At 70.0% G+C, this 23,842-nt stretch carries 22 protein-coding genes, 2 tRNA genes and 1 rRNA gene; 15 read left to right on the forward strand and 10 right to left on the reverse strand.

What is annotated here, in order from left to right:
• Window positions 1–18 precede the first annotated feature (18 nt).
• A complete protein-coding gene (locus tag QSK17_RS09290) occupies window positions 19–1,596 on the reverse strand; it encodes an IucA/IucC family protein (protein ID WP_285704133.1) in 1,578 nt (525 codons plus the stop codon).
• Window positions 1,593–2,816: an ATP-grasp domain-containing protein gene (locus tag QSK17_RS09295; protein ID WP_285704135.1), complete on the reverse strand. Its 1,224-nt coding sequence runs from the start codon at window positions 2,814–2,816 to the stop codon at window positions 1,593–1,595. The genes QSK17_RS09290 and QSK17_RS09295 overlap by 4 nt, the downstream gene beginning before the upstream one ends.
• 109 nt (window positions 2,817–2,925) lie before the next feature.
• Between QSK17_RS09295 and nudC the strand changes: the two genes are divergently transcribed.
• Window positions 2,926–3,843, forward strand: a complete 918-nt coding sequence (nudC, locus tag QSK17_RS09300; RefSeq protein ID WP_285704175.1) for an NAD(+) diphosphatase — start codon at window positions 2,926–2,928, stop codon at window positions 3,841–3,843.
• A 46-nt stretch (window positions 3,844–3,889) separates the two neighbouring features.
• Here nudC and QSK17_RS09305 read toward each other — a convergent pair whose 3' ends face one another.
• Window positions 3,890–4,129 carry a mycoredoxin gene (locus tag QSK17_RS09305; protein ID WP_285704136.1) on the reverse strand — a complete coding sequence of 80 codons (240 nt, stop codon included), beginning with the start codon at window positions 4,127–4,129 and terminating at the stop codon, window positions 3,890–3,892.
• 125 nt (window positions 4,130–4,254) lie between these two features.
• Window positions 4,255–5,190 (reverse strand): alpha/beta hydrolase, encoded by a 936-nt coding sequence (locus QSK17_RS09310; RefSeq protein WP_285704137.1) that lies wholly within the window; start codon window positions 5,188–5,190, stop codon window positions 4,255–4,257.
• Window positions 5,191–5,307: 117 nt separating this feature from the next.
• On the opposite strand from QSK17_RS09310, the gene QSK17_RS09315 reads away from it, so the two are divergent.
• From QSK17_RS09315 to QSK17_RS09335, 5 genes are all read left to right on the forward strand, one after another.
• On the forward strand, window positions 5,308–7,353 hold the full coding sequence (locus QSK17_RS09315) for an ATP-dependent DNA helicase UvrD2 (RefSeq protein WP_285704139.1): 2,046 nt from the start codon (window positions 5,308–5,310) through the stop codon (window positions 7,351–7,353).
• Window positions 7,354–7,365: 12 nt separating this feature from the next.
• Complete coding sequence (locus tag QSK17_RS09320; protein ID WP_285704141.1) at window positions 7,366–8,232, forward strand: acyl-CoA thioesterase; 867 nt, start codon at window positions 7,366–7,368, stop codon at window positions 8,230–8,232.
• A 386-nt stretch (window positions 8,233–8,618) separates the two neighbouring features.
• Window positions 8,619–8,888, forward strand: coding sequence for a hypothetical protein (locus QSK17_RS09325; protein ID WP_285704142.1), 270 nt, complete (start codon window positions 8,619–8,621; stop codon window positions 8,886–8,888).
• A gap of 124 nt (window positions 8,889–9,012) precedes the next feature.
• Complete coding sequence (locus tag QSK17_RS09330; RefSeq protein ID WP_061259399.1) at window positions 9,013–9,276, forward strand: WhiB family transcriptional regulator; 264 nt, start codon at window positions 9,013–9,015, stop codon at window positions 9,274–9,276.
• A gap of 46 nt (window positions 9,277–9,322) precedes the next feature.
• A complete protein-coding gene (locus QSK17_RS09335) occupies window positions 9,323–9,505 on the forward strand; it encodes a hypothetical protein (protein ID WP_285704144.1) in 183 nt (60 codons plus the stop codon).
• A 112-nt stretch (window positions 9,506–9,617) separates the two neighbouring features.
• Here QSK17_RS09335 and QSK17_RS09340 read toward each other — a convergent pair whose 3' ends face one another.
• Together QSK17_RS09340 and QSK17_RS09345 are read right to left on the reverse strand one after the other, a co-directional pair.
• Window positions 9,618–10,961 carry an ABC1 kinase family protein gene (locus QSK17_RS09340; RefSeq protein WP_285704145.1) on the reverse strand — a complete coding sequence of 448 codons (1,344 nt, stop codon included), beginning with the start codon at window positions 10,959–10,961 and terminating at the stop codon, window positions 9,618–9,620.
• Window positions 10,958–12,022 (reverse strand): ThiF family adenylyltransferase, encoded by a 1,065-nt coding sequence (locus QSK17_RS09345; RefSeq protein ID WP_285704146.1) that lies wholly within the window; start codon window positions 12,020–12,022, stop codon window positions 10,958–10,960. Before QSK17_RS09345 ends, QSK17_RS09340 begins: the two co-directional genes overlap by 4 nt.
• Window positions 12,023–12,203: 181 nt before the next feature.
• Between QSK17_RS09345 and QSK17_RS09350 the strand changes: the two genes are divergently transcribed.
• Both QSK17_RS09350 and QSK17_RS09355 read left to right on the forward strand, forming a co-directional pair.
• Window positions 12,204–12,719, forward strand: a complete 516-nt coding sequence (locus QSK17_RS09350) for a M48 metallopeptidase family protein (protein WP_285704148.1) — start codon at window positions 12,204–12,206, stop codon at window positions 12,717–12,719.
• A complete protein-coding gene (locus QSK17_RS09355) occupies window positions 12,716–13,291 on the forward strand; it encodes a hypothetical protein (RefSeq protein WP_285704149.1) in 576 nt (191 codons plus the stop codon). The genes QSK17_RS09350 and QSK17_RS09355 overlap by 4 nt, the downstream gene beginning before the upstream one ends.
• A 9-nt stretch (window positions 13,292–13,300) precedes the next feature.
• On the opposite strand, the gene QSK17_RS09360 is transcribed toward QSK17_RS09355, so the two are convergent.
• The 3 genes from QSK17_RS09360 to QSK17_RS09370 are packed head-to-tail and all read right to left on the reverse strand — an operon-like array spanning window position 13,301 to window position 16,123.
• Window positions 13,301–14,290, reverse strand: coding sequence for an endonuclease/exonuclease/phosphatase family protein (locus QSK17_RS09360; protein ID WP_285704150.1), 990 nt, complete (start codon window positions 14,288–14,290; stop codon window positions 13,301–13,303).
• A gap of 40 nt (window positions 14,291–14,330) precedes the next feature.
• Window positions 14,331–14,879 carry an NUDIX hydrolase gene (locus QSK17_RS09365; RefSeq protein WP_285704151.1) on the reverse strand — a complete coding sequence of 183 codons (549 nt, stop codon included), beginning with the start codon at window positions 14,877–14,879 and terminating at the stop codon, window positions 14,331–14,333.
• Complete coding sequence (locus QSK17_RS09370; protein WP_502889170.1) at window positions 14,876–16,123, reverse strand: zinc-dependent metalloprotease; 1,248 nt, start codon at window positions 16,121–16,123, stop codon at window positions 14,876–14,878. The genes QSK17_RS09365 and QSK17_RS09370 overlap by 4 nt, the downstream gene beginning before the upstream one ends.
• A gap of 64 nt (window positions 16,124–16,187) precedes the next feature.
• Between QSK17_RS09370 and QSK17_RS09375 the strand changes: the two genes are divergently transcribed.
• From QSK17_RS09375 to QSK17_RS09400, 6 genes are all read left to right on the forward strand, one after another.
• Entirely contained in the window at window positions 16,188–17,276 is a 1,089-nt protein-coding gene (locus QSK17_RS09375) for an NAD-dependent epimerase/dehydratase family protein (protein ID WP_285704152.1), read from the forward strand.
• Between the two features lie 123 nt (window positions 17,277–17,399).
• On the forward strand, window positions 17,400–17,822 hold the full coding sequence (locus QSK17_RS09380) for a molybdenum cofactor biosynthesis protein MoaE (protein WP_285704153.1): 423 nt from the start codon (window positions 17,400–17,402) through the stop codon (window positions 17,820–17,822).
• A 50-nt stretch (window positions 17,823–17,872) separates the two neighbouring features.
• Window positions 17,873–18,919 carry a YlbL family protein gene (locus tag QSK17_RS09385; protein WP_285704154.1) on the forward strand — a complete coding sequence of 349 codons (1,047 nt, stop codon included), beginning with the start codon at window positions 17,873–17,875 and terminating at the stop codon, window positions 18,917–18,919.
• Window positions 18,920–19,024: 105 nt separating this feature from the next.
• On the forward strand, window positions 19,025–21,985 hold the full coding sequence (locus QSK17_RS09390) for a UPF0182 family membrane protein (protein WP_285704155.1): 2,961 nt from the start codon (window positions 19,025–19,027) through the stop codon (window positions 21,983–21,985).
• Window positions 21,986–22,038: 53 nt separating this feature from the next.
• Window positions 22,039–22,112, forward strand: a tRNA-Met gene (locus QSK17_RS09395).
• A 227-nt stretch (window positions 22,113–22,339) separates the two neighbouring features.
• A tRNA-Met gene (locus QSK17_RS09400) sits at window positions 22,340–22,413 on the forward strand.
• Between the two features lie 90 nt (window positions 22,414–22,503).
• Here QSK17_RS09400 and QSK17_RS09405 read toward each other — a convergent pair.
• The gene (locus QSK17_RS09405; RefSeq protein WP_285704156.1) at window positions 22,504–22,908 is read right to left on the reverse strand and encodes a hypothetical protein; all 405 of its coding nucleotides are present in this window, start codon (window positions 22,906–22,908) and stop codon (window positions 22,504–22,506) included.
• An 837-nt stretch (window positions 22,909–23,745) separates the two neighbouring features.
• Here QSK17_RS09405 and QSK17_RS09410 point away from each other — a divergent pair.
• Window positions 23,746–23,842, forward strand: a 16S ribosomal RNA gene (locus tag QSK17_RS09410); the annotation flags it as partial.

Consider the following 23,842-nt stretch of genomic DNA (forward strand, 5'->3'; position numbering starts at 1 on the left):
GCAGGTCGGGGAAGCAGGTCAACGCGGGAAGCGCAGGTAGTTCGGCCCGCTGGTGCCGTAGAACTTGTTGACGTCCCTGGCTCCCGACCGTTCCTTGTCCACCAGGGTCGCGGCGGTGACCATGGATTTGCCGACCAGCCGGGCCGCGTCCAGCGTCCGGGCCCGCAGCAGCCGCGCCATCGGGTGCTCGCCGAACTCCGCGAGCGCGCCGTCGAGCGTGTCCCGGATCAGCCCAGCCGCGTCCTCGACCGCCGCGAACGCGATGGCGGCGGCGGCCAGATGCAGCGTGATCGTCACGAACACGTCGGCGAGGGAGTGCGGGTCGTCGGTCAGCATGCGCTCGTCGGCGAAGCCCGGTACGGCGAGGCCGGCCGCACCCAGCCGGTCAGGGGCGGCGAGGAGCCCGTCGTTGTCCTTCACCATCAGCCGCATCGTCCCGTCCGCGAAGACCAGGGACAGGTTCTGCTGATGGGCCTCCAGCGCGATGCCGTACCGCACGAAGAGCCGGACGTTCCACGCGAAGAGGATGGTCAGGTAGTCGCGGATCAGGGACCGGACCGCGCCCCGGTAGAACCGCGCGGCGAGCTCGGGCAGCACACCCGGCGCGGCCAGGGCCGCCACGGGGACGATCTCCCCAGGAGGCAGCCGCCGGATCATCCAGCCGAGGTATTCGTGCTCCGCGTGGCCGTGAATCTGTTCGTCCGCGAGGACCACCGGCAGGTCCGGCTCCTCGCTGAGCACGTCGCGGAGCAGCCTCTCGGCGAGCGCGCCGTCCCGAAGCGTGGCGGGCTTGATCGACCGCCGGTTGCGCAGGCCGAGCGTGCTCGTCGGGATCGGCAGCTTGAGGTGGAGCCGCTCACCGGCCACCACCGTGCGCATCGACAGCGTGGGCCGCACCCTGAGGTACGGCAGGCCCGCGACGATGACGCCGGGGATGCCCGTGACCATGGGAAGCGCGAGCGGATGCACGGGGAAGAGCCGGTGCGTGTCCGCCAGCCGGCCCGGGAGTCCCACCTCGGCGAGGCCGGGGAAGGGGCCGGCGAAGTCCTCCGCTTCGGGTGCGAGCGTGACGCGCTCCCGGGGGACCGCGGCCCAGCGCAGGTCGAACGCGGGCGCGAACTCCGGGGCGTACGCCAGCAGGCCCTCGGCCGGGACGCCGAGGCGGCAGCGCGCGGTCGGGTACACGGGGTGGTCCACCGCCGCCGCGAGCGCCTCGTACCGGATGGGGCCGCGCGCTCGCTCCAGCGCCTGTGCCCCGTGGCGGTCGTAGAGCTCCAGCGCGGCGAGTGTCTCGTGGCATTCGGTGGCGAAGGCCGCCACCCCCGAGGCGTCGGCGGGCGTCGCCACGGCCTCCAGCGTCTCCAGGACCTCCGCCAGGGTGAGCGTCACCTCGGGGGAGACGGAAAAGTCCTGGAACAAGCCGCCCGGCGCGAGCCGTACCCTCCGGCCGGAGGCGAGCGCGAAGGCGACGCCGTCCCTGCCGCGTTCCAGCCGGGAGGCCATCCCGGCGAAGTCCTCGCGGATCAGCGCGTTCAGCACCCGCCCCGCGAGGTACGGCTCCCGCCCCACCGAGTGGAGCCCCGCCATCGCGCTCATGCGATCACCCACGGCCGGTCGTCGCGGAACGCGGTCACGGCGGCGTCGACGCCCGCGCGGTCCGGGCCTACCGCGCGGAGCAGGCCGAGATAGTCGCGGTTGGTTCCGGTCAGCTCGATCCGGTCGCCGACCCGCCGCAGGGGCCGGTGCCACAGGCGGACGCCGCCGTGCTCCCCGGTGCTGTTCCATGGGTCCTCCCGCGGGTCCTCCCGCGGGCCCTCCCATGGGCCCATCCACCGGCCCTCCCCGGCCGGAGGCGCGGAGGTCACCACGCCGGAACGGTCGGCGACGAGGCTGACCACCGCGCCGTGCCCGGCGGCGGGCGCCTCCCGCCACGTGGGCAGGGGCTCGCCCGCGTGTACCCGGAGAATCCACTCGAAGAGGGGCACGCCGGTCAGGTCGGCGAGGAGGAGGTCGCAGTTGTCGCCGATCACCCGATAGTTCACCTCGATGATCCGCGGCCCGTCCGGCGTGACGACGTACTCGGTGTGGCACGCCCCGAAGCCCACACCGAGCGCGGCCAGCGCGGCCAGCACGTGCTCGCACGCGCCCGGGGGAGGCTCCGGATCCCAGTCGAGCCGCTCCTCGACGAAGTGCGGCAGCGGGCCGAGCGTGGTGCGGAAACCCCCCAGAACGGCTGTCGTGACGCCGTCGCCGAGCGTTTCGAGGGTGTGGAGGGGGCCGTCGAGGTACTCCTCAGCCACCAGGATCTCGCCGGGCCGGCGCGCCCTGATCCCGGCGACGGCGTCGTCCAGCTCGCCGGCGTCCCTCGCCAGCACGACGTCCTCGCTGGCGACCCCCATGGCCGGCTTTACCACCACCGGGTACGGCACGGCGTCCGGCAGGCCGGCCCCGGGCACGAGCCGTACGGACCGGACGGATTCGACCGGCGTGAGCCACCGGCGGGTGAGGGCCTTGTTCTTGGCGGTGAGGCAGGCGCGCCAGTCCTTGCCCGGCAGGCCGAAGTACGCGGCGGCGAGGGCGGTCTCCGCCTGGATGTGGTCGGAGTTGGAGAAGACGGCGCCGGGCGGGTGGTGCCGGGCGATGGTGTCGATCAGCGCACGGACGTCGCGGACGTCCGTCTCGATGGTCTCGAACCCGGGATAACCGCCGGGATGGCCGGTCAGGATCGTGATGTCCCAGCCCAGAGCCTCGGCCGCGGGCAGGAAGCCCTCGGTGACCGAGTCGGTGGGATTCAGCGAGGTGAGGTACAGCCGCACGCAGTGACCCCCGAAGGTAAGGCTAACCTAACTCGGCACATCCTAGCCTTCGAGAGATCATTTTGGCGGCGAATGGAAAGATAGGCGAGTGGAATCGAGTGACGTGCTCATGGGCCCGCTGCTGCTGTCGCGCGGGATCGTCGACCGCTCGGCCGGGCTGCGCAACGACGAAAACTGGCTGAAGCGCGTCTGGGCCGACGAGGCGACCCGCGTCCTTCTCGTCCACGGGGGCGAGACGCTGATCCGGAGCCGTGGCAACGAGGTGAGCCTGGCGCTCATGTCACCGGCCGAGGCTCCCGAAGGGCCGCGATACCTGCTCGGCGTGGACACAGACGGCGTGCCGTACTTCGCGGTCAAGGCGCCGCTCACCGTCGGCGACGCGGGCGGGTCACTCCAGGCGGACTCCCCGCACCGCGCTCCGATGGGGCTGCGCCAGGCCGGTGCCCTGCTCGACGACCGGGACGCCGGGCTGCTCGTCTACGCCGTCGCCCTGGAGGCGTGGCACGCCGGACACGAGCACTGCCCGCGTTGCGGAAGCCGTACGGACGTCGCGGCCTCGGGTCACATGCGGATCTGCCCCAAGGACGGCAGCCAGCACTTCCCCCGGGTCGACCCGGCGGTGATCATGCTGGTGCGCGATGAAGACGACCGGATCCTGCTGGCCAGGGGGCCGCAGTGGCCGGAGGGCCGGATGTCGGTGCTCGCCGGGTTCGTCGAGCCGGGCGAGTCGCTGGAGCAGGCCGTCCTGCGTGAGGTCCTCGAAGAGGTCGGCGTCGTCGCGGCCGCTCCTCGATACATGGGCAGCCAGCCGTGGCCGTTCCCCCGCAGCCTCATGCTGGGGTTCTTCGCCCAGGCGGTCTCCACCGAGCTCCGGCCGGACGCCGACGAGATCACCGAGGCCCGCTGGTGGTCCAGGGAGGAGCTGAGCGCGGCCGTGCGGTCGGGAGAGCTGGGCCTTCCGTCCCAGGTCTCGATCGCCCGCAGGCTCATCGAGACCTGGTACGGCTCGCTGATCGACACCGACTGACGCCGACCGACGTCGGCTGGTGCCGGTCCGGGGATGGTGGCAGGGGTCAGCAGGCGCCGGTGAGGTGCCGCTTCACCTCGGCCACCGAGGGGTTCGTCATGGTGTGGCAGTCCGCCACCACGGTGGGGACGACCTGGTTGCCGTTGTTCACGCTCATCACGAACTCGGCGGCGTCTGGATGCCGCTCGATGTCGATCTCCTGGAAGGTGATCCCCTCGCGGGTGAGCTGGCCCTTCAGCCGCTTGCAGGGGCCGCACCAGCTCGTCGTGTAGACAGTGAGCGCCATCTTCGTCCCTTCATGTGTTCATGAGCAGTCATTGTCAACACGGGCGACCACCGCTCATGTTCCCGCCCGGCGGTGCCTGTCCGGTCACACTGCTCCGCACGGGAGCACGCCAGGTCAGGACGGGCTCACCTGGCCAGGCGCGCGGCGATCCACGACTGGACGCCCTCGGTCACGCCCGGCTCGCGGTAGAGCGGCGCGCTGTGCTGGGTGCCGGGCATCGTCCGGACGGTCATCTTCACACCGACCTCGTCGAGCGCCTGCTTGAGCAGCTCGCTCTGGTACGGCGGCACGAACTCGTCCAGGGAGTGCACGGTCAGCATCGGGGCGTCCGAGGGACTCGCGTGGAACGCCACCTCCATGCTCGACCAAACCTTGGGGCACTGGGTCGGCCCGCAGCCTCCGGCCAGGGCGACCGCGGCCCTGCGGAGCTTGCGCTGGTAGGCGTCCCCGCCCTCGTCGCCGTCGGTGTACGCCGTCAGCGGCGAGATCACCGGGGAGATGCCGGCGACACCGCGAAGCCCAGGCAGGCCGTCGCCGTAGGTGCCGACCGCCGCGGCGATGTGGCCGCCCGCGGAGAAACCGAGCACGACGTAGCGGTCCGGGTCCATGTTGAACGTCTCGGCGTGCTTGCGCATGGTCGCGATCGCGTTCAGCGCGTCACTTCGCTGCGCGGGCCACGGAGCGTCACCGGAGAGCCGGTAGTTGATCGTGATGACGGTGTAGCCGAGCTGGGCGTAGCTCCGGCTGATTGAGGTCGTGTACTTCTTGTCGCCCCCCGACCACCAGCCGCCGTGGATGACGAAGACCGCCGGGCGCCGCTCTCCCGTCGGGTGCCACCAGACGTCCATCCGCTGCTGGGGGTGCGCGCCGTAGGAGAAGGTGCGGACCGTGGTGTCCGAGGGCAGCGACGTGGCGGTTACCGTGGGCGTTGGCGTTGGTGTAGGCGTGGAAGTGGGAGTGGGCGACGGCGTGGGGTCGGCCGCGGCGGCGTCGGCACCTGTCGGCGCGAGCAGAACGGCAGCGAGGGCAAGGGCTCCGACACCTACCGCTGTCCTTCGCACTGCTCGTTCCTCCCCGGAGCCAGGATCCCCCCTTGTGGAGGAAACCACGCTGTCTCTGTTAGTTGCTGGAAGGATGATGCCAGTTCATCCGTCCGCATCGCATGTTGGGAGCGTTACGTGGACGTCCTCGCGGGGCTGGATCCCGAGCAGCGCGACGTCGCCGAGGCGGTGCGCGGTCCGGTGTGCGTGCTGGCCGGCGCGGGCACCGGGAAGACCCGCGCCATCACCCATCGCATCGCGTACGCCGTGCAGTCGGGGGTGGTCGAGCCACAGTGCGTGCTGGCGGTGACGTTCACCACACGGGCGGCGGGCGAGCTCAGGCAGCGGCTGCGTCGGCTCGGCGCGCCGGGTGTGCAGGCGCGCACCTTCCACGCGGCGGCGCTGCGCCAGCTCAGCTACTTCTGGCCGCGCGTGATCGGCGGCGACACGCCCCAGATCGTCGAGTCCAAGCTGCCGCTGCTGGTCGAGGCGTGCCGCCTGGCCAGGAGAAACCCCGACCGCGGCGAGCTGCGCGACGTCGCGAGCGAGATCGAGTGGGCCAAGGTCACCCAGGTCGGCCCGGAGGACTACCCCGCCGCGGCGCTCAAGGCCCGGCGCACGCCGCCGATCGCCCCCGAGGAGGTGGCCCGTCTCTTCGAGGCGTACGAGGATCTGCGCCGCCGCCGCAACCTGATCGACTTCGAGTCGATCCTGGAGCTGACCGCCGCGGTGATGACCGAGCACCGCGAGGTCGCCGCCCAGATTCGCCAGCAGTACCGCTACTTCGTCGTGGACGAGTTCCAGGACGTCAACCCGCTGCAGAAGCTGCTGCTCGACACCTGGCTCGGCGGCCGGGACGACCTGTGCGTGGTGGGTGATCCCAACCAGACCATCTACTCCTTCACCGGCGCGACCCCGCACTACCTGACGACCTTCGCCGTCGAGCACCCGTCGGCGAAGGTGATCAGGCTGGTGCGGGACTATCGCTCCACCCCGCAGGTGGTCACGCTCGCCAACCGCGTCATGGCGCGCTCGCCGCACCGGCTGGAGCTGGTCGCGCAGCGCCCCGAGGGGCCGGAGCCGGAGTTCACCGAGTACGACGACGAGCCGGCCGAGGCGCTGGGCGTCGCGCTGACCGTCAAGAAGCTCATGGCCGACGGCGTCCCCGCGCGGGAGATCGCGGTGCTCTTCCGGGTCAACGCCCAGTCCGAGGCCTACGAGAAGGCGTTCGCCGAGTCCGGCGTGCCGTACGTGCTGCGCGGTGCCGAGCGGTTCTTCGAGCGCCCCGAGGTGCGCCAGGCCGTGGTCCTGCTCCGTGGCGCCGCCCGGTCGGCGAACGAGGAGGAGCCGCTCGCGCCGGGCGTCCACGCGATCCTGTCCGGGATCGGGCTCACCCCCGAGCCGCCCGGCGGAGGCAAGGCCAGGGAGAAGTGGGAGTCGCTCAAGGCCCTCGCCGACCTCGCCGAGGACATGGCGGCCGAGGGTGCGGACCTGACCGGCTTCGTCGCGGAGCTTGAGCGGCGGGCGATGGAGCAGCACGCGCCGCCCGTCGAGGGGGTGACGCTCGCCTCGCTGCACGCCGCCAAGGGCCTGGAGTGGGACGCCGTCTTCCTTGTCGGCCTCACCGACGGCATGGTGCCGATCGTGTACGCCGAGACGCCCGAGCAGATCGAGGAGGAGCGGCGGCTGCTCTACGTGGGCGTGACGCGGGCCCGCGAGCACCTGCATCTCTCATGGGCGCTGGCCCGCTCCCCGGGCGGTCGCCGGTCCCGTCGGCCGTCCCGCTTCCTCGACGGCCTTTCCCCGCGTACGGCGACCCCGCCCCCGGTGGAGCGGCGCTCCTCGTCGAGGAAGGCGGCGCTCCCGGTCCAGTGCCGGATCTGCGGCAAGTCCCTCGCGACAGCCGCGGAGCAGAAGCTGGGCCGCTGCGCGGGCTGCCCGGCCGACTACGACGAGGCGCTGCTGGAGAGTCTGAAGGCCTGGCGCACCTCGGTCGCCAAGGAGGCCAAGGTCCCGGCGTACGTCGTCTTCACCGATGTGACGCTCCAGGCGATCGCCGAGCGGGCGCCTGTCTCGGAAGACGACCTCCTGCGGATAGCGGGGATAGGACGGGTCAAACTGGACCGGTATGGTGACGCTGTGCTCGACCTGTGCCGTGCCGCCGCCGGAGTGACCGGCGAGTAATGGAGGTTCGCTGTGAACTCCGCTCTGAAGGAGCTCCTCGACCTTCTCGATCTTGAGCAGATCGAGCTGGACATCTTTCGAGGGCGCAGTCCGGAGGAGCGCATCCAGCGGGTCTTCGGCGGGCAGGTCGCGGCGCAGGCCCTGGTGGCCGCGGGCCGCACGGTGTCTCCGGAGCGCATGGTCCATTCGCTGCACGCCTACTTCATCCGTCCCGGCGATCCGACGGTCCCGATCGTCTACAACGTCGAGCGGGTGCGCGACGGGCGCTCGTTCACCACGCGCCGCGTCGTCGCGATCCAGCACGGCAAGGCGATCTTCACCATGTCGGTGTCGTTCCACATCGACGAGCCCGGCGTCGCGCACCAGGCGCGGCCGATGCCCGACGTGCCCGCCCCTGACAGCCTGCCGACGTTCCAGCGTCGGATGCTCGACGCCGTCGGCGACGACGCGATGTGGCGAGAGTGGGTGGCCAAGCCGCGTCCCGTCGACTTCCGCTACGTCAGCGCCCTCCCATGGGAGGCGCAACGCGACCCGAGCCTGATCAGCACGGAGAACAACGCCTGGTTCCGGTACGACGCGGAGCTTCCCGACGATCCGCTGCTGCACGTGGTGCTGGCCGCCTACGCCTCCGACTTCACCCTCGTGGACACCGTCCTGCTCGCGCACGGGATGGCGTGGGGGGCCACGAACGTCAGCGGCGCCTCCCTCGACCACGCCATGTGGTTCCACCGGCCGTTCCGCGCCGACGACTGGTTGCTGTACGCCCAGGAGTCGCCGTGGTCCGGAGGCGCCCGCGGCCTGGCCCGCGGAGAGATGTACACGTCGTCCGGGCAGCTCGCGGTGTCGGTCGTCCAGGAGTGCCTGATCCGCGTCAGCTAGTGCCCCTCCCGTCAATCTTTGCCCCGTCGCGTCGCCCAGATGGCGCCTCGCTTCGTTGTCGCCCCACCCACGAAAACTCCTCGCAGGCTCGGAGTTTCCGCGGGGCCCGGGAATGTCGGCCGTAGGCTCCGCTCCGACCTCCTCCTCCGCCTCGCGACGCATCCATCTGGATCCGCGCTCGCGACGGGCAGCATTTGTCCGGCACTCCCTAGTGCCGCGGCGCGTGTGCCGGGGTGCTAACGTGACGGCCAGTGTCGCGAAACTGCGGAAATCGCAGGTAGAAAATATGTTGCCCGCTCCCGGGTCGCGCATTTAGGGTCAGGAAAGTCGGTCGGACAGCCCTGTTCGACCATCGCATTCGAGTGGAGGTGAGTCCTGTGGAGAGCATGATCATTTTTGCCAGCCCGAGGCTCGCTTCCGCACGCCCGGCCGCCGATGTCGCGTTCGACACGCTGATGCGCGGCAAGGCCGCTCGTGTCGAGGCTCTGCTCGGTTCGGCCGCCTTCGGCGTTCTCGCCGACGCGCGCCGTGGCATCCCCGCCTACCGCCCGTCCAGCACGGACCGACCGGTGGGCAATGAGCAGCAGACCAGCCACACCACCAAGGGTGGAGTGCGCGGTTCGCGTTACGCCTGGAGAGAACCAGTCACAACCTGACTGGTCTTCACTCTTCAGGCCGCGGATCCGCACACAGGATCCGCGGCCTTCTTGTTTTGTCCGCCACGTTCCGCCCACCCAAGAGGACAGACCAGCCCGAAAACCAATCGAAGAGGTGACGCAGATGGCGGCCCCGGTCATGGACCTGATCGAAGCCGAAATCCCCTGTCGTACCGAACCCGACCTGTGGTTCGCCGAGTCTCCGGAGGACGTGGAGTTCGCCAAGGCGCTCTGCGGAGGCTGCCCGATCCAGAAGGCCTGCCTGGCCCGCGCGCTGGAGCGCGAGGAGCCGTGGGGCGTCTGGGGCGGCGAACTCATCCTGCGGGGGGCCATCGTCCCCCGGAAGCGGCCGCGCGGGCGTCCCCGCAAGACCCCGGTCGCTGCCTGAGACGAATCACCACACGTAGAAACCCCTGAAAGAGGAGAAAAAACCGATGAGCCTCAACCTCGCCGCCGCCCTGCATATGCATCAAGAACTGGTCGACGAGCGAATACGCGGCCTCCACAGGGAGGCCGCCGAGCAGCGACTGGCCAGTCGGATCCACAACGTTCAGAAGGCGCGCCGGAAGGCCGAGCGTGCCTCACGGCGTCTGCTCGCGGCGCTCGCACGCGCCTGAGCGCTCCACCTCTGGGAGCGCGTGTCACCCGGGCGGCCACCACGGCCGCCCGGCGCCTGGCGGAACACGACAGGAAGGCCCGGGCCGTTTCAGCGGCTCGGGCCTTCGTCGATCATGCGTCAGATGGCGCTGAGATCGTTCCCTCCGCCTCGTCATCGGAGAAGCCCGGAACCCAGCGGGCCACCTCGTCGCGGAACCTGGCGGTTGTGCCGAGCTGGCACAGGACGCCCACCCCGGCCGCGTGCACGCGGTGGATCAGCACGTACGACGGGGGAAGGTTGAGCTGGCGCACCACGTTGGTGGGCCGCAGGTCGGCCACTGCCGCCGCCTGCCGCTGCAGCCATTCCCGGCTGAAGCTGAACTCCTCCACCTGCGTGGGCTCGACGTAGGGAGCGAGGAACGCCCGCAGCGCGTCGACGTCGACCTCGATCTGCGGCCGGATGAACCCCTCGTCGCGCAGCCCCTCGACGACCGTCTCCATGTCGCCCTGGTTGAAGATCCGGGTCAGCGTGCCGAACATGCGGGGATAGCCGTCCGGGAGCCGGTTGACGGCGCCGAAGTCCAGCACCCCCAGACGGCCGTCCTCCATCATCCGGAAGTTGCCCGGATGCGGATCGGCGTGCAGCATGCCGACCCGCGCCGGCGAGCAGAAGAGGAAGCGGACCAGCAGCAGCCCGGCGCGGTCCCGCTCCTCGGTGGTGCCGTCGGTGATGATCCGAGACAGCGCCGTCCCGGACATCCACTCCGTGACCAGGATCTGCTCGTTAGCGGCGATCACGTCCGGCACGAAGAAGTCGGGATCGTCGCGGAACTCCTGCGCGAACGCGTGCTGCGCCTCGGCCTCGGCGAAGTAGTCGAGCTCCTCGGCCACCCGTTCTCTGAGCTCACCCAGCACGGCCTTGACGTCCAGGCCGGGCAGCAGCGCGCCGAAGAGCTTGCCGACCCGCGCCAGCTGGTTGAAGTCGGACAGCAGGGCCTTGCCCGCCCCGGGGTACTGGATCTTCACCGCGACCGGGCGGCCGTCATGCCAGACAGCCTTGTGGACCTGCCCGATCGAGGCCGCCGCGGTCGGCGCGTCGTCGAACTCCAGGAAGTTCTCCCGCCAGTCGTCGCCGAGCTGCTCGGCCAGGACCTTGTGGACGACCGCGGCGGGGAGCGGGGGAGCGGCGTCCTGCAACTTCGTCAGCGTCGCGCGGTACGGGCCGGAGATCTCCGGAGGCAGAGCCGCCTCGAAGATGGACAGCGCCTGGCCGAACTTCATCGCGCCGCCCTTGAGCTCACCGAGCACCTTGAAGATCTGCTCGGCCGTACGCTGCTGGATCTCCTGGGCGACGATCTCGGCGGACTTGCCGCCGATCCGTTTCCCCAGGCCGAGTGCGGTCCGGCCGGCGAAACCCAGGGGTAGGGCGGCCAGCTTCGCCGAGCGCGTCACGGCACGTCGCGGGAGGTCACTCACGCGACCATTGTTAGCGAAGCTCCCGGGTTTCGACTACAGCTACATCGCGGATGCCGATGACTGGTGCTCCGATTCCAGCCCCAGTCGGGGGAAATCTCGAGTGTGCCATCCCTCACAGCGGCGCCTTCGAGCCAGGCGAGCGCCTGTCCCGCCGCCTGTGCGGCGACCAGCGCGGACAAGGCCGCGTCGCACGCGATCTCGCCCGCCGGGAAGCCGCCCAGCCGGGCCTGGACGGCGGGCCAGGACGGATCCCGGTCGCGCCGGAACAGATCATGACAACCCAGGCACGGAGTGACCCCGGGAATCACCAGTGGCCCCACACAGCCGTATCCCTCGAACGCGGTGACGAGCAGGTGCGGGATGCCCGCGGCGTGCAGCTCGCGCACCAGGAGGGCGTCGAGAGGCTCGACAGGGGCGAGGAGCACCAGATCGGGGCGGCGCGCGCCGTCCGCGGGCCGCGAGGCGGTCCGGCCGGTCCAGGCGTTGATCCCGGGAGCCAGCCGCCGGGCGACCGCGACCGCGCCCTCCTCCCGGCTCGCCCCCACCTCGTGCCGGCCCAGCCCCCCGGGCGCCACGTCCTGGGGCCGGGCGGTGCCGGCGTCGACGACGCAGAGGTGGCCGACGCCGGAGGCGGCCAGCAGGGCGGCGACCTGAGCGCCCACCCTTCCCGCTCCGTAGACGCGGACGTGCGCCGCTCTCCTGCGCCGCAGACCGGCCAGCCCGCCGTCCGTGGCCGCGAGGGAGAGCCGGTCCAACTCGGGACGGAGCACCTCGCGTTCCTCGCGGGACAGCGCGGCGAGCTCGCCGGGCCGCGCGGACGCGTCCTCGACGAGGCCGTGCCGTACCAGCAGGGCGATCACCTCCCGCGCGGCGCCCGCGCCCAGGGCGCTCGCGGACACGGCCTGGTCGAGCGTCCGGGTGCCGTCGAGGCTCTCGACGAACCGGCGGACGGCGGGCTGCAGATCGGTCAGGACGGTCGCGCGCGCCGGGTGGACGCCGAACTGCAGGGTGCGGCCGTCCCTCTCGACCCGGCGCAGGACGGGCTTCAAACGAGGTCTCATAGCAGCGTGAGATTAGTCACTCCAGGTGAGGCGGTGTTTGTGCCCTGTGGATAACTTCCGCGACTGCTGGGAGGGAAGGGATCTGCGTTTCCCGTAAGGTCCACCGTCGTTCGCCTGATTGACCAGGGAAGACGTCATGGACCCCCTGTGGAAACCGGCAGTTGTCGGCTACCTTGCATATGTGCCCCCCGAGACAGTCGAGGTTCGTCGGAGCACACGTCGGCGGCGAACCGTTTCCGCATACCGCGATGGTGACAAGACCATCGTGTTGCTTCCAGCCGGTCTCAGCACGATCGACGAGGAGCAGTGGGTGCGCCGCATGCTCGACCGGCTCGCCGCGAAGGAGCAGCGAAGACGCCTCAGCGACGACGACCTGCTCGACCGGGCCAGAGAGCTGACCAGCCGCTATCTGGACGGCAGAGCCATGCCCAGCAGCGTGCGCTGGGTCGAGAACCAACAGCACCGATGGGGCTCCTGCACCCCGGACCACGCGACGATCAGACTGTCCACACGGCTCCGGGGGATGCCCGCGTGGGTCGTAGACTACGTGATCATGCACGAGCTGGTCCACTTGCTGGTTCCGAGCCACGGTCCCCGCTTCTGGGCGCTGGTCGAACGCTACCCCAAGGCCGAGCGCGCCCGCGGCTTCCTGGAGGGGTTCTCCATGGCGGCCAGCGGTTCCCCGGAGGAGTGTTGACCCGCGTCGCGGCCGTCCTCGTCACACCCGCCATGGCCGACGGCGCGCCTCCCGGAGTCGATCCGGCCGAGTTCCTCATGGCCGTCGCCGAAGACACCTACGAGATGGTCGCCGGTCTCGAATTCGTCGAGCCGGTCATCCTGTCCGCCGGAGTCCCCGGGCTGGACGACATCGTGTGGCCGGGCACGCTGGTCCTGTCCATCAGCTCACCCGCCGAGGCGTTCGCGGCCCTGCCGTACGCCACGGAGGGGGTCGTGGTCAGCGCCGACGCCCCGGACCTGCCGCCGCTGCTCATCGGCAAGCTCTTCCGCGCGCTGGGCCGGGCCCACGTCGCGATCTGCCCCGCCGAGGGCGGGGGAGCGGTCGCCGTCGCCGCACGGCTGCCCCTGCCGGACTGGGCGGACCCCGGCTTCGACGACCCCGACCTCGTCGTACGGCTCCGCCGTCAGGCGCCGGGGCCACGCATGGTCGCCACCGGCCCCGGCTGGCACCGGCTCAGGAAACCGGCCGACGTGGGACGGCTCGATCCCGGCCTCGAAGGCTGGGACAACACCCGGGCACTGCTCAGCTAGCGCCGTCGCTCAGAGTGTGGTGGGCAATCGCAGCTCGGCGAAGACGGCGCGGTGGTCCGTGCCCGGCACGTCGTGCACGTTGACGTCCACCGCCGACGCGCGCTGATCCACGAGCACGTGGTCGATGGTGATCAGCGGAGGAAAACGCCGGTTCGCGGGCCACGTCGTGCGCAGCCCGGCGCCGGTGGCGTCGGCCGCGTCCAGATAGCCCCGCCCGAGCACATCCCGCAGGCTTCCATGGTCGAGGCTCGCGTTGAAGTCGCCCGCGAGGACGCGGACCACTCCCGGAACGGCCGGCGGCAGCGACCGCAGCCCCTCCTCCCAGGTGGCGACGTCCGGCCCGAGCGGCGCCATGGTGTGCACGTCGACGAGCTCGACGGCCTGCCCGCTCGGCAGGGTGAACCGGGCATACGGCATGCGGTGCCCGCTTGACGGGGCGAAGTCCGGCAGCTTCGTCAGCGGATAGCGGGAGTAGATGCCGCTGCCCGACGCGCCATACGCCGGCTCCAGGTGGCTGTACGGCATGAGCGTCCCCAGCCCGGCCGCGTCGAGGGCCTCGACCGCCCGCGGCTCCAGCTCCTGCGTGTTCAGGACGTCCGGGCGCAGCCGGCGGACCAGGTCCACCACCGTATGGGCGTCGCCGCGCCCGACGAACAGGTTGATCGTGAGGATCCGCAGGGACGGTCCGGTCGCGGTCGGGGTGTCGCCGAACGCCCGGGGCAGCACCATGAACGCCATAAGGGTGGACGACGCCGCCGCCACGGCGGCGACGACCCGGCGGCGCGACCCGAGCGCCAGCAGGAGCGCGAACAACGAGAACCCCGCCACGTACGGCGTGGCGGTGATCAGCTCGGTGAGGACGGGGCCGTCGACGCCGGCCAGCCGGACCAGCGCCCAGACCGCGCACGGCGCCACCGCGATCCAGGCCAGTGGTCCGGGCACCCGCCGCCACCGGCGCTGGGGGGCCGTGATGACGCCGCCCACGTCCACCTGAGTCATGTGGCCGACCCTAGTGTCCTGACCGGCAAGCCCGCGTAAGTCAGATGTGCGGATTTCGTGCAGCCCGGGCGCGGGCGGCGAGCCGCCGGGTCGCCTCGTCGCTGAGCTCGGGGATCTCCTCGATCGGGAACCAGCGCAGGTCGAGCGACTCGTCGCTGATCACCGCCTCGGCTCCGGGCGGGGCGACCGCGCCGTACTCGACGTCGAGGTGCCAGCTGTGCGGCGGATGGCACCAGACCTGGTGCCGGTCCAGGGCCAGCGGTCCGGGCAGCAGCGTGAGCCCGGCGATGCCGGACTCCTCGGTCGCCTCTCTGAGAGCGACCTCGGCGAGCGAGCCGTCCGAGACCTCGCAGTGGCCGCCCATGGGCAGCCACATCCCGGCCTTCGGGTGCAGGGTCAGCAGCACCCGGGCGCCGTCGTGCGAGATCACCGCCGTGGTCGCCGTCAGGTGGCCGGGCGCGCAGGCGCGCCACATGGCGTCCTCGTACGTGTCGAGGTGCTCGAGGAACTCCTTCCTGAGGAGCTCCTCGTCCGCCGTCGGCGCCGTCCACCCGGTGAGTACGGCATGCGCGTCCTGGTGGAGGCTCACTCCCCGTCGCCCTCGGGCTCTTCCAGCGCGGAAAGGTCGAACCGCGCCTCGCCCTTGACGAAGGACTCGGGATCGGCCAGATCGTCGGCGGTGGGCATGAGGTCGGGGTGGTTCCAGACCGCGTCCCTGCCGTCGACGCCCCGCTCGGCGGTCAGCGCCTTCCACAGGGCCGCGGCCTCGCGCAGCCGGCGGGGGCGCAGTTCCAGGCCGACCAGCGTGGCGAAGGTCCGCTCCGCGGGTCCACCGGTCGCCCGGCGGCGCCGTACGGTCTCGGCGAGCGCCGTCGCGGAGGGGAGCTTGCCCTCGGCGGCCTCGTCCACGACGGTGGCCACCCAGCCCTCGACCAGCGCGAGCGCGGTCTCCAGGCGGACCAGGGCGGCCTTCTGCCGCTCGGTCTCCTCGGGCTTGAGCAGCTCGCCGCCGCCGAGGATCTCCTGGAGCTGCTCGGGGTTGTTCAGGTCGAGCCCCTGGAGCTTCCCTTCGAGGGCGGAGAGGTCCACGGTGATGCCCCTGGCGTACTCCTCCACGGCCCCGAGCAGGTGCGCCCGCAGCCACGGGACGTGCTGGAACAGCCGGTGGTGGGCCGCCTCGCGCAGCGCGAGATAGATCCTGATCTCCTCGGACGGCGTCTCCAGGCCCTCGCTGAACGCGGCGATCCCGCCGGGCAGCAGCGCGGCCGTGTCCGAGAGCGGAAGGCCGATGTCGGAGGAGCCGACGACCTCGCGAGCGAGCGTGCCGAGCGCCTGGCCGAGCTGCTGGCCGACCATCATGCCGCCCATCTGCTTCAGCATGCCCATCAGCGGCCCGGCCATGGCCTGGGCCTCGGCCGGCAGGCCGGTGGCGCTGAGCGTGCCGCCCATGGTCTCGACCATGCGGGCGGCGATCGGCTCGCACAGCTGCTTCCAGACCGGAACGGTCTTCTCGATCCACTCGGAGCGGCTCCACGCCTGCGGGCTCACCACCCCGCTGGGAAGCGCGGTCGCCTCGTTCAGCCAGAGATCGGCGAGATTGAGGGCGTCGACGATCTGTCGCCGCTCACCCTCCATGACGCTCGGGTCACCTTCGGCGACCACGGCGTGTCGTGCGATGTTCTTGGCCATGTCCCAGTTGACAGGCCCGGCGCTCTGCGGGGCGGACAGCATGTCCGCGAACTGCCGCATCGCCGCCGCGATCTGCTCCGGGCTGCCGAACATGGCGAACGGGTTTTCGTTGGGGTCATTTTCACGACCTGGCAGGTCAGTCACCGCGCCACCTCGTGCAGGATGGAGGAGTCCACATCCGCCACGTTATCCGCCGTGGGGCGGATCAGTGCAAAGTGAGGACCTCGTGCCAACCTCGAAACGCCTTCGTCCGCCCGTAGTCGCCGTCACAGGCGCCGCCTCCGGTCTCGGCAGAGCGTTCCTCGCGAAAGTCGCCTCGTCTGCGGATTTCCGCCGTGTCGTGGCCATCGACGATCAGCGCGGAGACGTGCCGGACGTCACCTGGCGTGTTCTCGACATCCGCGATCCGCTCTTGGCGAACCGGATCGCCGACGTGGACGTCCTGGTCCACCTCGGCGGTGACTACTCCCTGGACGCCGATCCCGAGGAGCGCCGGGCGTACAACCTGCGCGCCGCCCAGACGGTGCTCACCGCGTCCGCCGCGGCCCGGGTCCGCCGTGTGGTCCTCGTCACCAGCGCGATGGTGTACGGCGCGGCCGACGACAACCCGGTGCCGCTCGCGGAGGACTCCCCGGTCGCGGCCGAGCCCGACACCGGCGTCGTCGGCGACCACCTGGAGATCGAGGCACTGGTCCGGCGTTCCCTTCGCTCGCACCCCGGTCTCGGCGTCACCGTGCTCCGGCCCGCCGCGCTGGTCGGCCCCGGCATCGACACCGTGATCACCCGCCACTTCGAGGCTCCCCGCCTGCTCGTGGTCAAGGGCTCGCTGCCGCGCTGGCAGTTCTGCCACATCGACGACCTGGTGTCCGCGCTGGAGATGGCCGCGCTCGGGCACGTCACCGGCGTCGTGGCGGTCGGCTCCGACGGATGGCTGGAGATGGAGCAGGCCGAGGAGATCTCCGGCCTGCGCCGCTTCGAGCTGCCCGCCGGGCTGACGTTCGGCACGGCCCAGCGGCTGCACCGGCTCGGCATCACCCCGGCGCCCGCGACGGACCTGCACTACGTCGTCTATCCGTGGGTCGTCGACTGCGCCGCGCTGCGCGCCGCCGGGTGGAAGCCCGCGTGGACCAACGACGCCGCCCTGCAGGAGCTCCTCGACCTGCGCCAGGGCAAGCATGCCGTGGTCGGCCGCCGCCTCTCCGGCAAGGACGCCACGCTCACCGCGGCGGGTGCCACCGTCGCCGTCATCGGCACCGCGGCCATCGTCCGTGCCGCGCGCCGCAAGCGCCGCGTCTGACCGGCCCGTACGGCGCCCCGGGCCGGCCGGTACGCCGTCCCGCGTCCCGCACGGTACGGCGGTGCCGGGACTCGGGACGGCGCTGCGTGCCCGGCGGGGCGGCGCCGTATTAATCTCAGGTGCGTGGACGTCATCCGTTTACTGAGCATTCGTGACACCCCGTTGTCGGTGGACGAGGTGCTGAACGCGGTCGGAGACCATGCGGCCGGCGGCACCGCGATCTTCGTGGGGACGGTCCGCGAGCAGGACCAGGGCAAGCCGGTGACGCTCCTGTCCTACTCGGCCCACCCGTCCGCCGAGGACGAACTGCGCAGGGTGGCCGAGAAGATCGCCGCCGACCATCCCGTGACCGCGCTCGCCGCCGTGCACCGCGTCGGCGACCTCCGGTTGGGTGACATCGCGGTCATCGTGGCCGTGGCCGCGCCCCACCGCGGCGAGGCGTTCGAGGCGTCCCGGCGGCTGATCGACGACCTCAAGCACCAGGTGCCGATCTGGAAGCATCAGGTCTTCACCGACGGCACGGCGGAGTGGGTCGGCGCGTGCTGACGGCAATGCTGGTGTCCGAGGCCGTCGTCCGCAGCGCATAGAGTGCGACCATGTCCCGACGCGCTCTCACCTTGCTGGTGGCGGGTTTCCTCACGGTGATCCTCGCGGTCGCCGCGGCGTGGCTGCCCGTGCCGTACGTCGTGCTGAGCCCGGGGCCGACGGAGAACACGATCGGCGAGGTCAAGGGCAAACCCGTGATCACGATCTCGGGGCACACCACCTATCCCACCGACGGCAAACTGAGCATGGTGACCGTCGCGTACCAGGGCGGGCCGAACAACCACATCGACCTGCTCACCGCGCTGCGCGGCTGGATCGATTCGACCATCGCGGTCGTCCCGGAGGAGACCATCTTCCCGAAGAAGACGTCCGCCAAGGAGGTCGAGCGGCAGAACACCCTGGAGATGACCACATCCCAGGAGGCCGCGACGATCGCGGCGATGCACGCGCTGAAGATCCCCGTCCCCGAGGTCGTCTACGTCGCCGGGGTGGAGAAGGGGCTGCCCGCGGATGGCAAGCTGCAGGAGGGCGACGAGATCACCGCGGTGGACGGCGCGCCCGTCTCCGACCAGAACTCCGTGGCCACGTCGGTGCGGAAGGTCAAGCCGGGCGAGCAGGTCCGGCTCGCGGTGAACCGGAAGGGCGCCTCCACCGACGTCGTGCTCGGCACCGTCGCGGGCGACGACGGCAAGGCCAGGGTCGGGGTGACCATGGGCATGAGGTACAAGCCCTCCGTCAAGGTCGACATCAGCGTCGGCGACATCGGCGGCCCGAGCGCGGGCCTGATGTTCTCGCTGGGCATCTACGACAAGCTGACCCCCGGTTCTCTCACCGGCGGCAGGTCCATCGCGGGCACGGGGACCATCTCCGTTGACGGCCAGGTCGGGCCGATCGGCGGCATCGAGCAGAAGATGGTGGGGGCGAGGAACGCGGGCGCCACGATCTTCCTCACTCCGGCGCGCAACTGCGCGCAGGCCGTGCGTGCGGTGCCCGACGGGCTGCGCCTGGTCAAGGTCGAGACCCTCGACGGCGCCATCAAGGCGATCGACGCGTTGCGCACCGGCACGGGTGATGTCCCGGCATGCACGAGAAACTGAAATCACGGCCGGGCGCATCGCGGTGTAGGTTGCCAGGCACGACCGTTGCTCTGAGACAAGGGGTTGGCGTTGAGCTTCCGGAGCCCCGGAGCCGGTGGTCGGGCGATGCGTTTGCCCCGCCGGCCACGACTGCTCGTTCCCGTTGTGATCGCTCTCGCGGCGATCGTGGTGTTGTTCTTCATTTTCACTGCGATATTCACCGACTTCCTGTGGTACAAGTCGGTCGACTTCTCGTCGGTGTTCTCGACCATGCTGCTGACGCAGATCCTGCTGTTCGTGGTGGGTGCCGCGCTCATGGTCGGGATCGTCGGCGGCAACACGGTGCTGGCGCACCGGATGCGCCCGATGTTCGGCCCCGGCATGTTCGGCTCGCCGCAGGGGGCCGACCGCTACCGCCTCGCCGTCGACCCGCACCGCAAGCTCTTCTTCTTCGTCGGACTGGGCGTCCTGGGGCTGTTCACGGGCTCCTCCACGGCCGGCCAGTGGAAGACGTGGCTGCTCTTCGTGAACGCCACGCCGTTCGGCAAGAAGGACGATCTGTTCCATCAAGACGTGTCGTTCTTCATGTTCACCGTCCCCTTCCTCCGGACGGTGCTGAACTTCCTCTTCACGGCGGTCGTCCTGTCGATCGTCATCGCGGCGATCGTGCACTACCTCTACGGCGGGTTCCGGATCCAGTCGCCGGGCGGGGTGCACGCCTCCCGCGCCGCGCGGGTCCACCTTTCGGCGCTGCTCGGCGTCTTCGTCCTGCTCAAGGCCATCGCGTACTGGCTCGACCGCTATGACCTGGTGTTCTCCAGCCGCGGCATCGTGCACGGCGCGTCCTACACCGACGTCAACGCGGTGCTCCCGGCGAAGGGCATCCTGGCCGTCATCGCGCTGATCTGCGCGCTGATCTTCTTCGCGGGGGTCATCCGGCCGGGCGGCATGTGGCCGGGGGCGGCCTTCGGGCTCATGGTCCTGTCGGCCATCCTCATCGGCAGCGTCTACCCCCTCCTGGTCGAGCAGTTCCAGGTCCGGCCCAACCAGCAGGGCAAGGAGCAGACGGCCATCTCGCGGAATATCCACGCGACCCGGGACGCGTACGGCGTGGCCGAAGCCAAGGTCGAGACGTACGACGCGCAGGCGACCCCGCAGAAGGGGATGTCGGCCGACGAGACCGTCTCGGGCGTGCGGCTCCTCGACCCCACGCTGGTCTCCAAGACCTTCCAGCAGAAGCAGCGCATCCGCGGTTTCTACGACTTCCCCGAGCAGTTGGACGTCGACCGGTACAAGGACGCCGACGGCGTCGTGCGCGACCACGTGGTCGCGGTCCGCGAGATGACCGGCCCGCCGTCCGAGCGCGACAACTGGATCAACCGCCACCTCGTCTACACCCACGGGTACGGCTTCGTCGCCGCTCCCGGAAGCGAGGTGGACAGCGAGGGCCTGCCGAACTTCGACGCCAAGGACATGCCGGTCTCCGGCTCGCTCGTCCCGAGCGCGGGCCTGGAGGAACCGCGCATCTACTTCGGCGAGAAGACCGACGACTACGCCATCGTCGGCGGCAAGAAGGCGCTGGAGCTCGACTACCCCATCGACGGCAAGGCCGGTCAGGAGAACACCTCCTACCAGGAGAACACCTCCTACGCCGGCAAGGGAGGCGTCCCGGTCGGCTCGTTCTTCAACCGGCTGCTCTACGCCGCCAAGTACGGCGAGATCAACATGCTGCTGTCGGGCGACATCGACGACCGGTCCCGCATCATCTACGACCGGACGCCGATCCAGCGCGTCGCCAAGGTGGCGCCGTTCCTCAACCTCGACTCCGACCCGTACCCCGCGATCGTCAACGGGCGGGTGGTCTGGATCGTCGACGCGTACACGACCGCGAACGAGTACCCGTTCTCGCAGAGCAAGAGCTTCTCGGACATGATCCGGGACACCTCGACCAACCCGGGCCTCGGGGCGCCGCAGCCGCTCGACCAGATCAACTACATCCGGAACTCCGTCAAGGCCGTCGTCGACGCGTACGACGGCTCCGTGACGCTCTACGAGTGGGACACCCAGGACCCGCTCCTCAAGTCCTGGGAGAAGGCCTTCCCGGGGATCATCAAGCCCAAGGACTCGATCGACCCCGAGCTGCAGCAGCACCTGCGCTACCCCGAGGACCTGTTCAAGGTCCAGCGTGACGTGCTCTCCCGCTACCACATCACCGACGCGCAGTCGTTCTACGGCGGCCAGGACTTCTGGAACGTCCCCGACGACCCGTCCTCGGGCGAGAAGAACGTCAGGCAGCCGCCGTACTACCTGTCGGTCAAGATGCCGGGCGCCGAGAAGTCGTCGTTCTCGCTGACCACGACCTTCGTGCCGCGGCAGAACCCGAACCTCGCCGCGTTCATGGCCGTGGACGCCACCGCCGGGGACGGCTACGGCAAGCTGCGCATCCTCCGGATGACGGCGAACACCACGATCATGGGCCCGGGGCAGGTGCAGAACGTCTTCACCAACAAGTTCTCCGGCGAGCTCAACATCCTGGGTCTGGGCAAGGCGCAGATCATCTACGGCAACCTGCTCACCCTGCCGTTCGGTGGCGGCCTCGTCTACATCGAGCCCGTGTACGTGCAGACCGCGGCGGGGGCGGGTCAGGAGCCGTACCCGATCCTGCGGCGGGTGCTGGTGATGTTCGGCAACAGGGTGGGCTCCGCCGACACCCTCCAGGAAGCCCTGAACCAGGTGTTCGGCACCGCGGAGCAACCGGCCAAGTCCGAGAACAAACCCGGGGACAAGCCGGGGGACAGGCCGGGGGACAAGTCCACGGTCGATCCCGGCCTGACCGGGGTGATCGAGAAGGCCCAGGCCGCCTACGACGAGGCGCAGAAGGCGCTGAACGGGAACCCGCCCGACTGGGGCAAGTACGGCGAGGCGCAGAAGCGGCTCAGCGACGCGTTGAAGGAGCTCGCTGAGCTGCAGCGGGACAAGCCCGCCGCCACGCCGTCGCCCACGCCGAGCGGGGCCGCGCCGGCTCCGTCCGCCTCGCCCTCGGCATCCGCGTCGGCGGCCGCGATGGGGGCTCCGGCGAGCCCGTAACGGCGGGCCGATTTGCCTCCATCTCGCGTCGCGGGTAATGTTCTAAGTGTCGACGCGGGGTGGAGCAGTTCGGTAGCTCGCTGGGCTCATAACCCAGAGGTCGCAGGTTCAAATCCTGTCCCCGCTACTGATCGAAGGCCCTGGACACCGGGAAATCGGTGGCCAGGGCCTTCTGCCGTTTATGAACGCGTCGCCGGGCGGAAACCCGGGGACTGGCGAAGAGTTCGATCGAGACAGCGACTTTGCCCGGATATCACGCATGGTCTGAGCAGCCGATCGTTGTTTACGGGACGCGGATGAGTCATTTGATTTGCCCTCGTCTTCGCGCAACGGTACTGTGTAACCACACACCGACGCGGGGTGGAGCAGTTCGGTAGCTCGCTGGGCTCATAACCCAGAGGTCGCAGGTTCAAATCCTGTCCCCGCTACTGATCGAAGGCCCTGGTCACCGGGAAACCGGTGGCCAGGGCCTTCGTCTTTCTCGATCTTCGGCTCTGTCGGTGGTGCGACCCCACGGATCACCGCGGCAGAGTGCGACTCAAGCCGACGCAACTCCTGGCCCGGCTGCCCGGCCTCGGTCGACGCGCGGGCGGCTCGTCGTCGATGCGGGGGATCAGCGACTGAGCCGTCTTCGCGTCGGACAGGATCCGCTGTGCCTCGGCGTCGTCGGCCGGCAGCTGCCCGTGCTTGGCGAGTTCGTGCAAGAGGAACGTCATCGGAGCGGGATCCCCCGCGTTCGACGCGGCTACGGTCGCACGCGCGGCCGTCAGCAGGCTGAGGTAGTAGGAGCGCAGGGTCGCCTCGCGCACCCGAGCCTGCTCAAGGTCGTCGAGCAGCTCGCTCGCGATTTCCAGCAGGTCAGCCGCGTGCTGGGCTCCGGCCCCGATGTGTGCCCGGATGTCGTCGAACTCCGACCGCGTCATGTTGGCTACCTCCACCGGCGAGAGCCCGGGCGGCCGGGATGGCGCCAAACAAGGACTCCCACTCTGCATTCGTAAGGCATGGCGATTGCGGACGGCTTGACAACAGGTTGCGCTGCGGACCTCATCGCTGATGCCGCTCTCCCCGTCCCCACCCCGTGCCGGCCACGTCGCCGTAGTGCTACTTAGATGCTTGAGAAGCGGATCTGGTTGTCCTCGCTGAGCTGCACGTTTTCCCCGGATATCGCTAGAGGTGTGCCGGGGGTTGCCGGAGCGGCCGTCCGGCCACCGATCCCTTGGGCGAATCCCGGCATCCAGGAGTGACGGAATGCGTCTCGATCACTCCGGAGAGACTGCTAGTCTTCTCGAGTCGGCGCAGCCCGGCGCTCTCCCTCTCCTTCCGCTTGGCGGTTCAGGCATGGGATTGCGTGGGCTAAACTCGACAAGCCTCCTCAAACGATCAGTTTCCGGTCATTGGTTCGCGAAGCGGACATGGATCTGGTAAGTTAGAGGGGTTGCCCCGGAGACGGGGCGGCTGCGATTCCTTCGGGGTTGCGGGGTTCGGGTCAAGTGTTCCGAAATGGGACGGTTTGACACGGATCGGGCGGCCTGAAAGAATAGCGAAAGAAAAGAAGAACGAAGCGAATAACGCCCCGGAGCGGATGGCTCGGTTTCGAGTCTGAGGTGATGGTGGTCGCGTCCGTTTCTTGAGAACTCAACAGTGTGCTAAAAGCCAGTGCATGATGCACAACCCCGTCTTACCGTGTCTTCGGATGCGGGGGATGGATTCCTTTGGTTGACATTCATGTTGAATGTTGGCCAGGAAAAACTCGAAGACATTGTTTGGAGAGTTTGATCCTGGCTCAGGACGAACGCTGGCGGCGTGCTTAACACATGCAAGTCGAGCGGAAAGGCCCTTCGGGGTACTCGAGCGGCG

The organism is Microtetraspora sp. NBRC 16547 (genome assembly GCF_030268965.1).
Taxonomy (GTDB): domain Bacteria; phylum Actinomycetota; class Actinomycetes; order Streptosporangiales; family Streptosporangiaceae; genus Microtetraspora.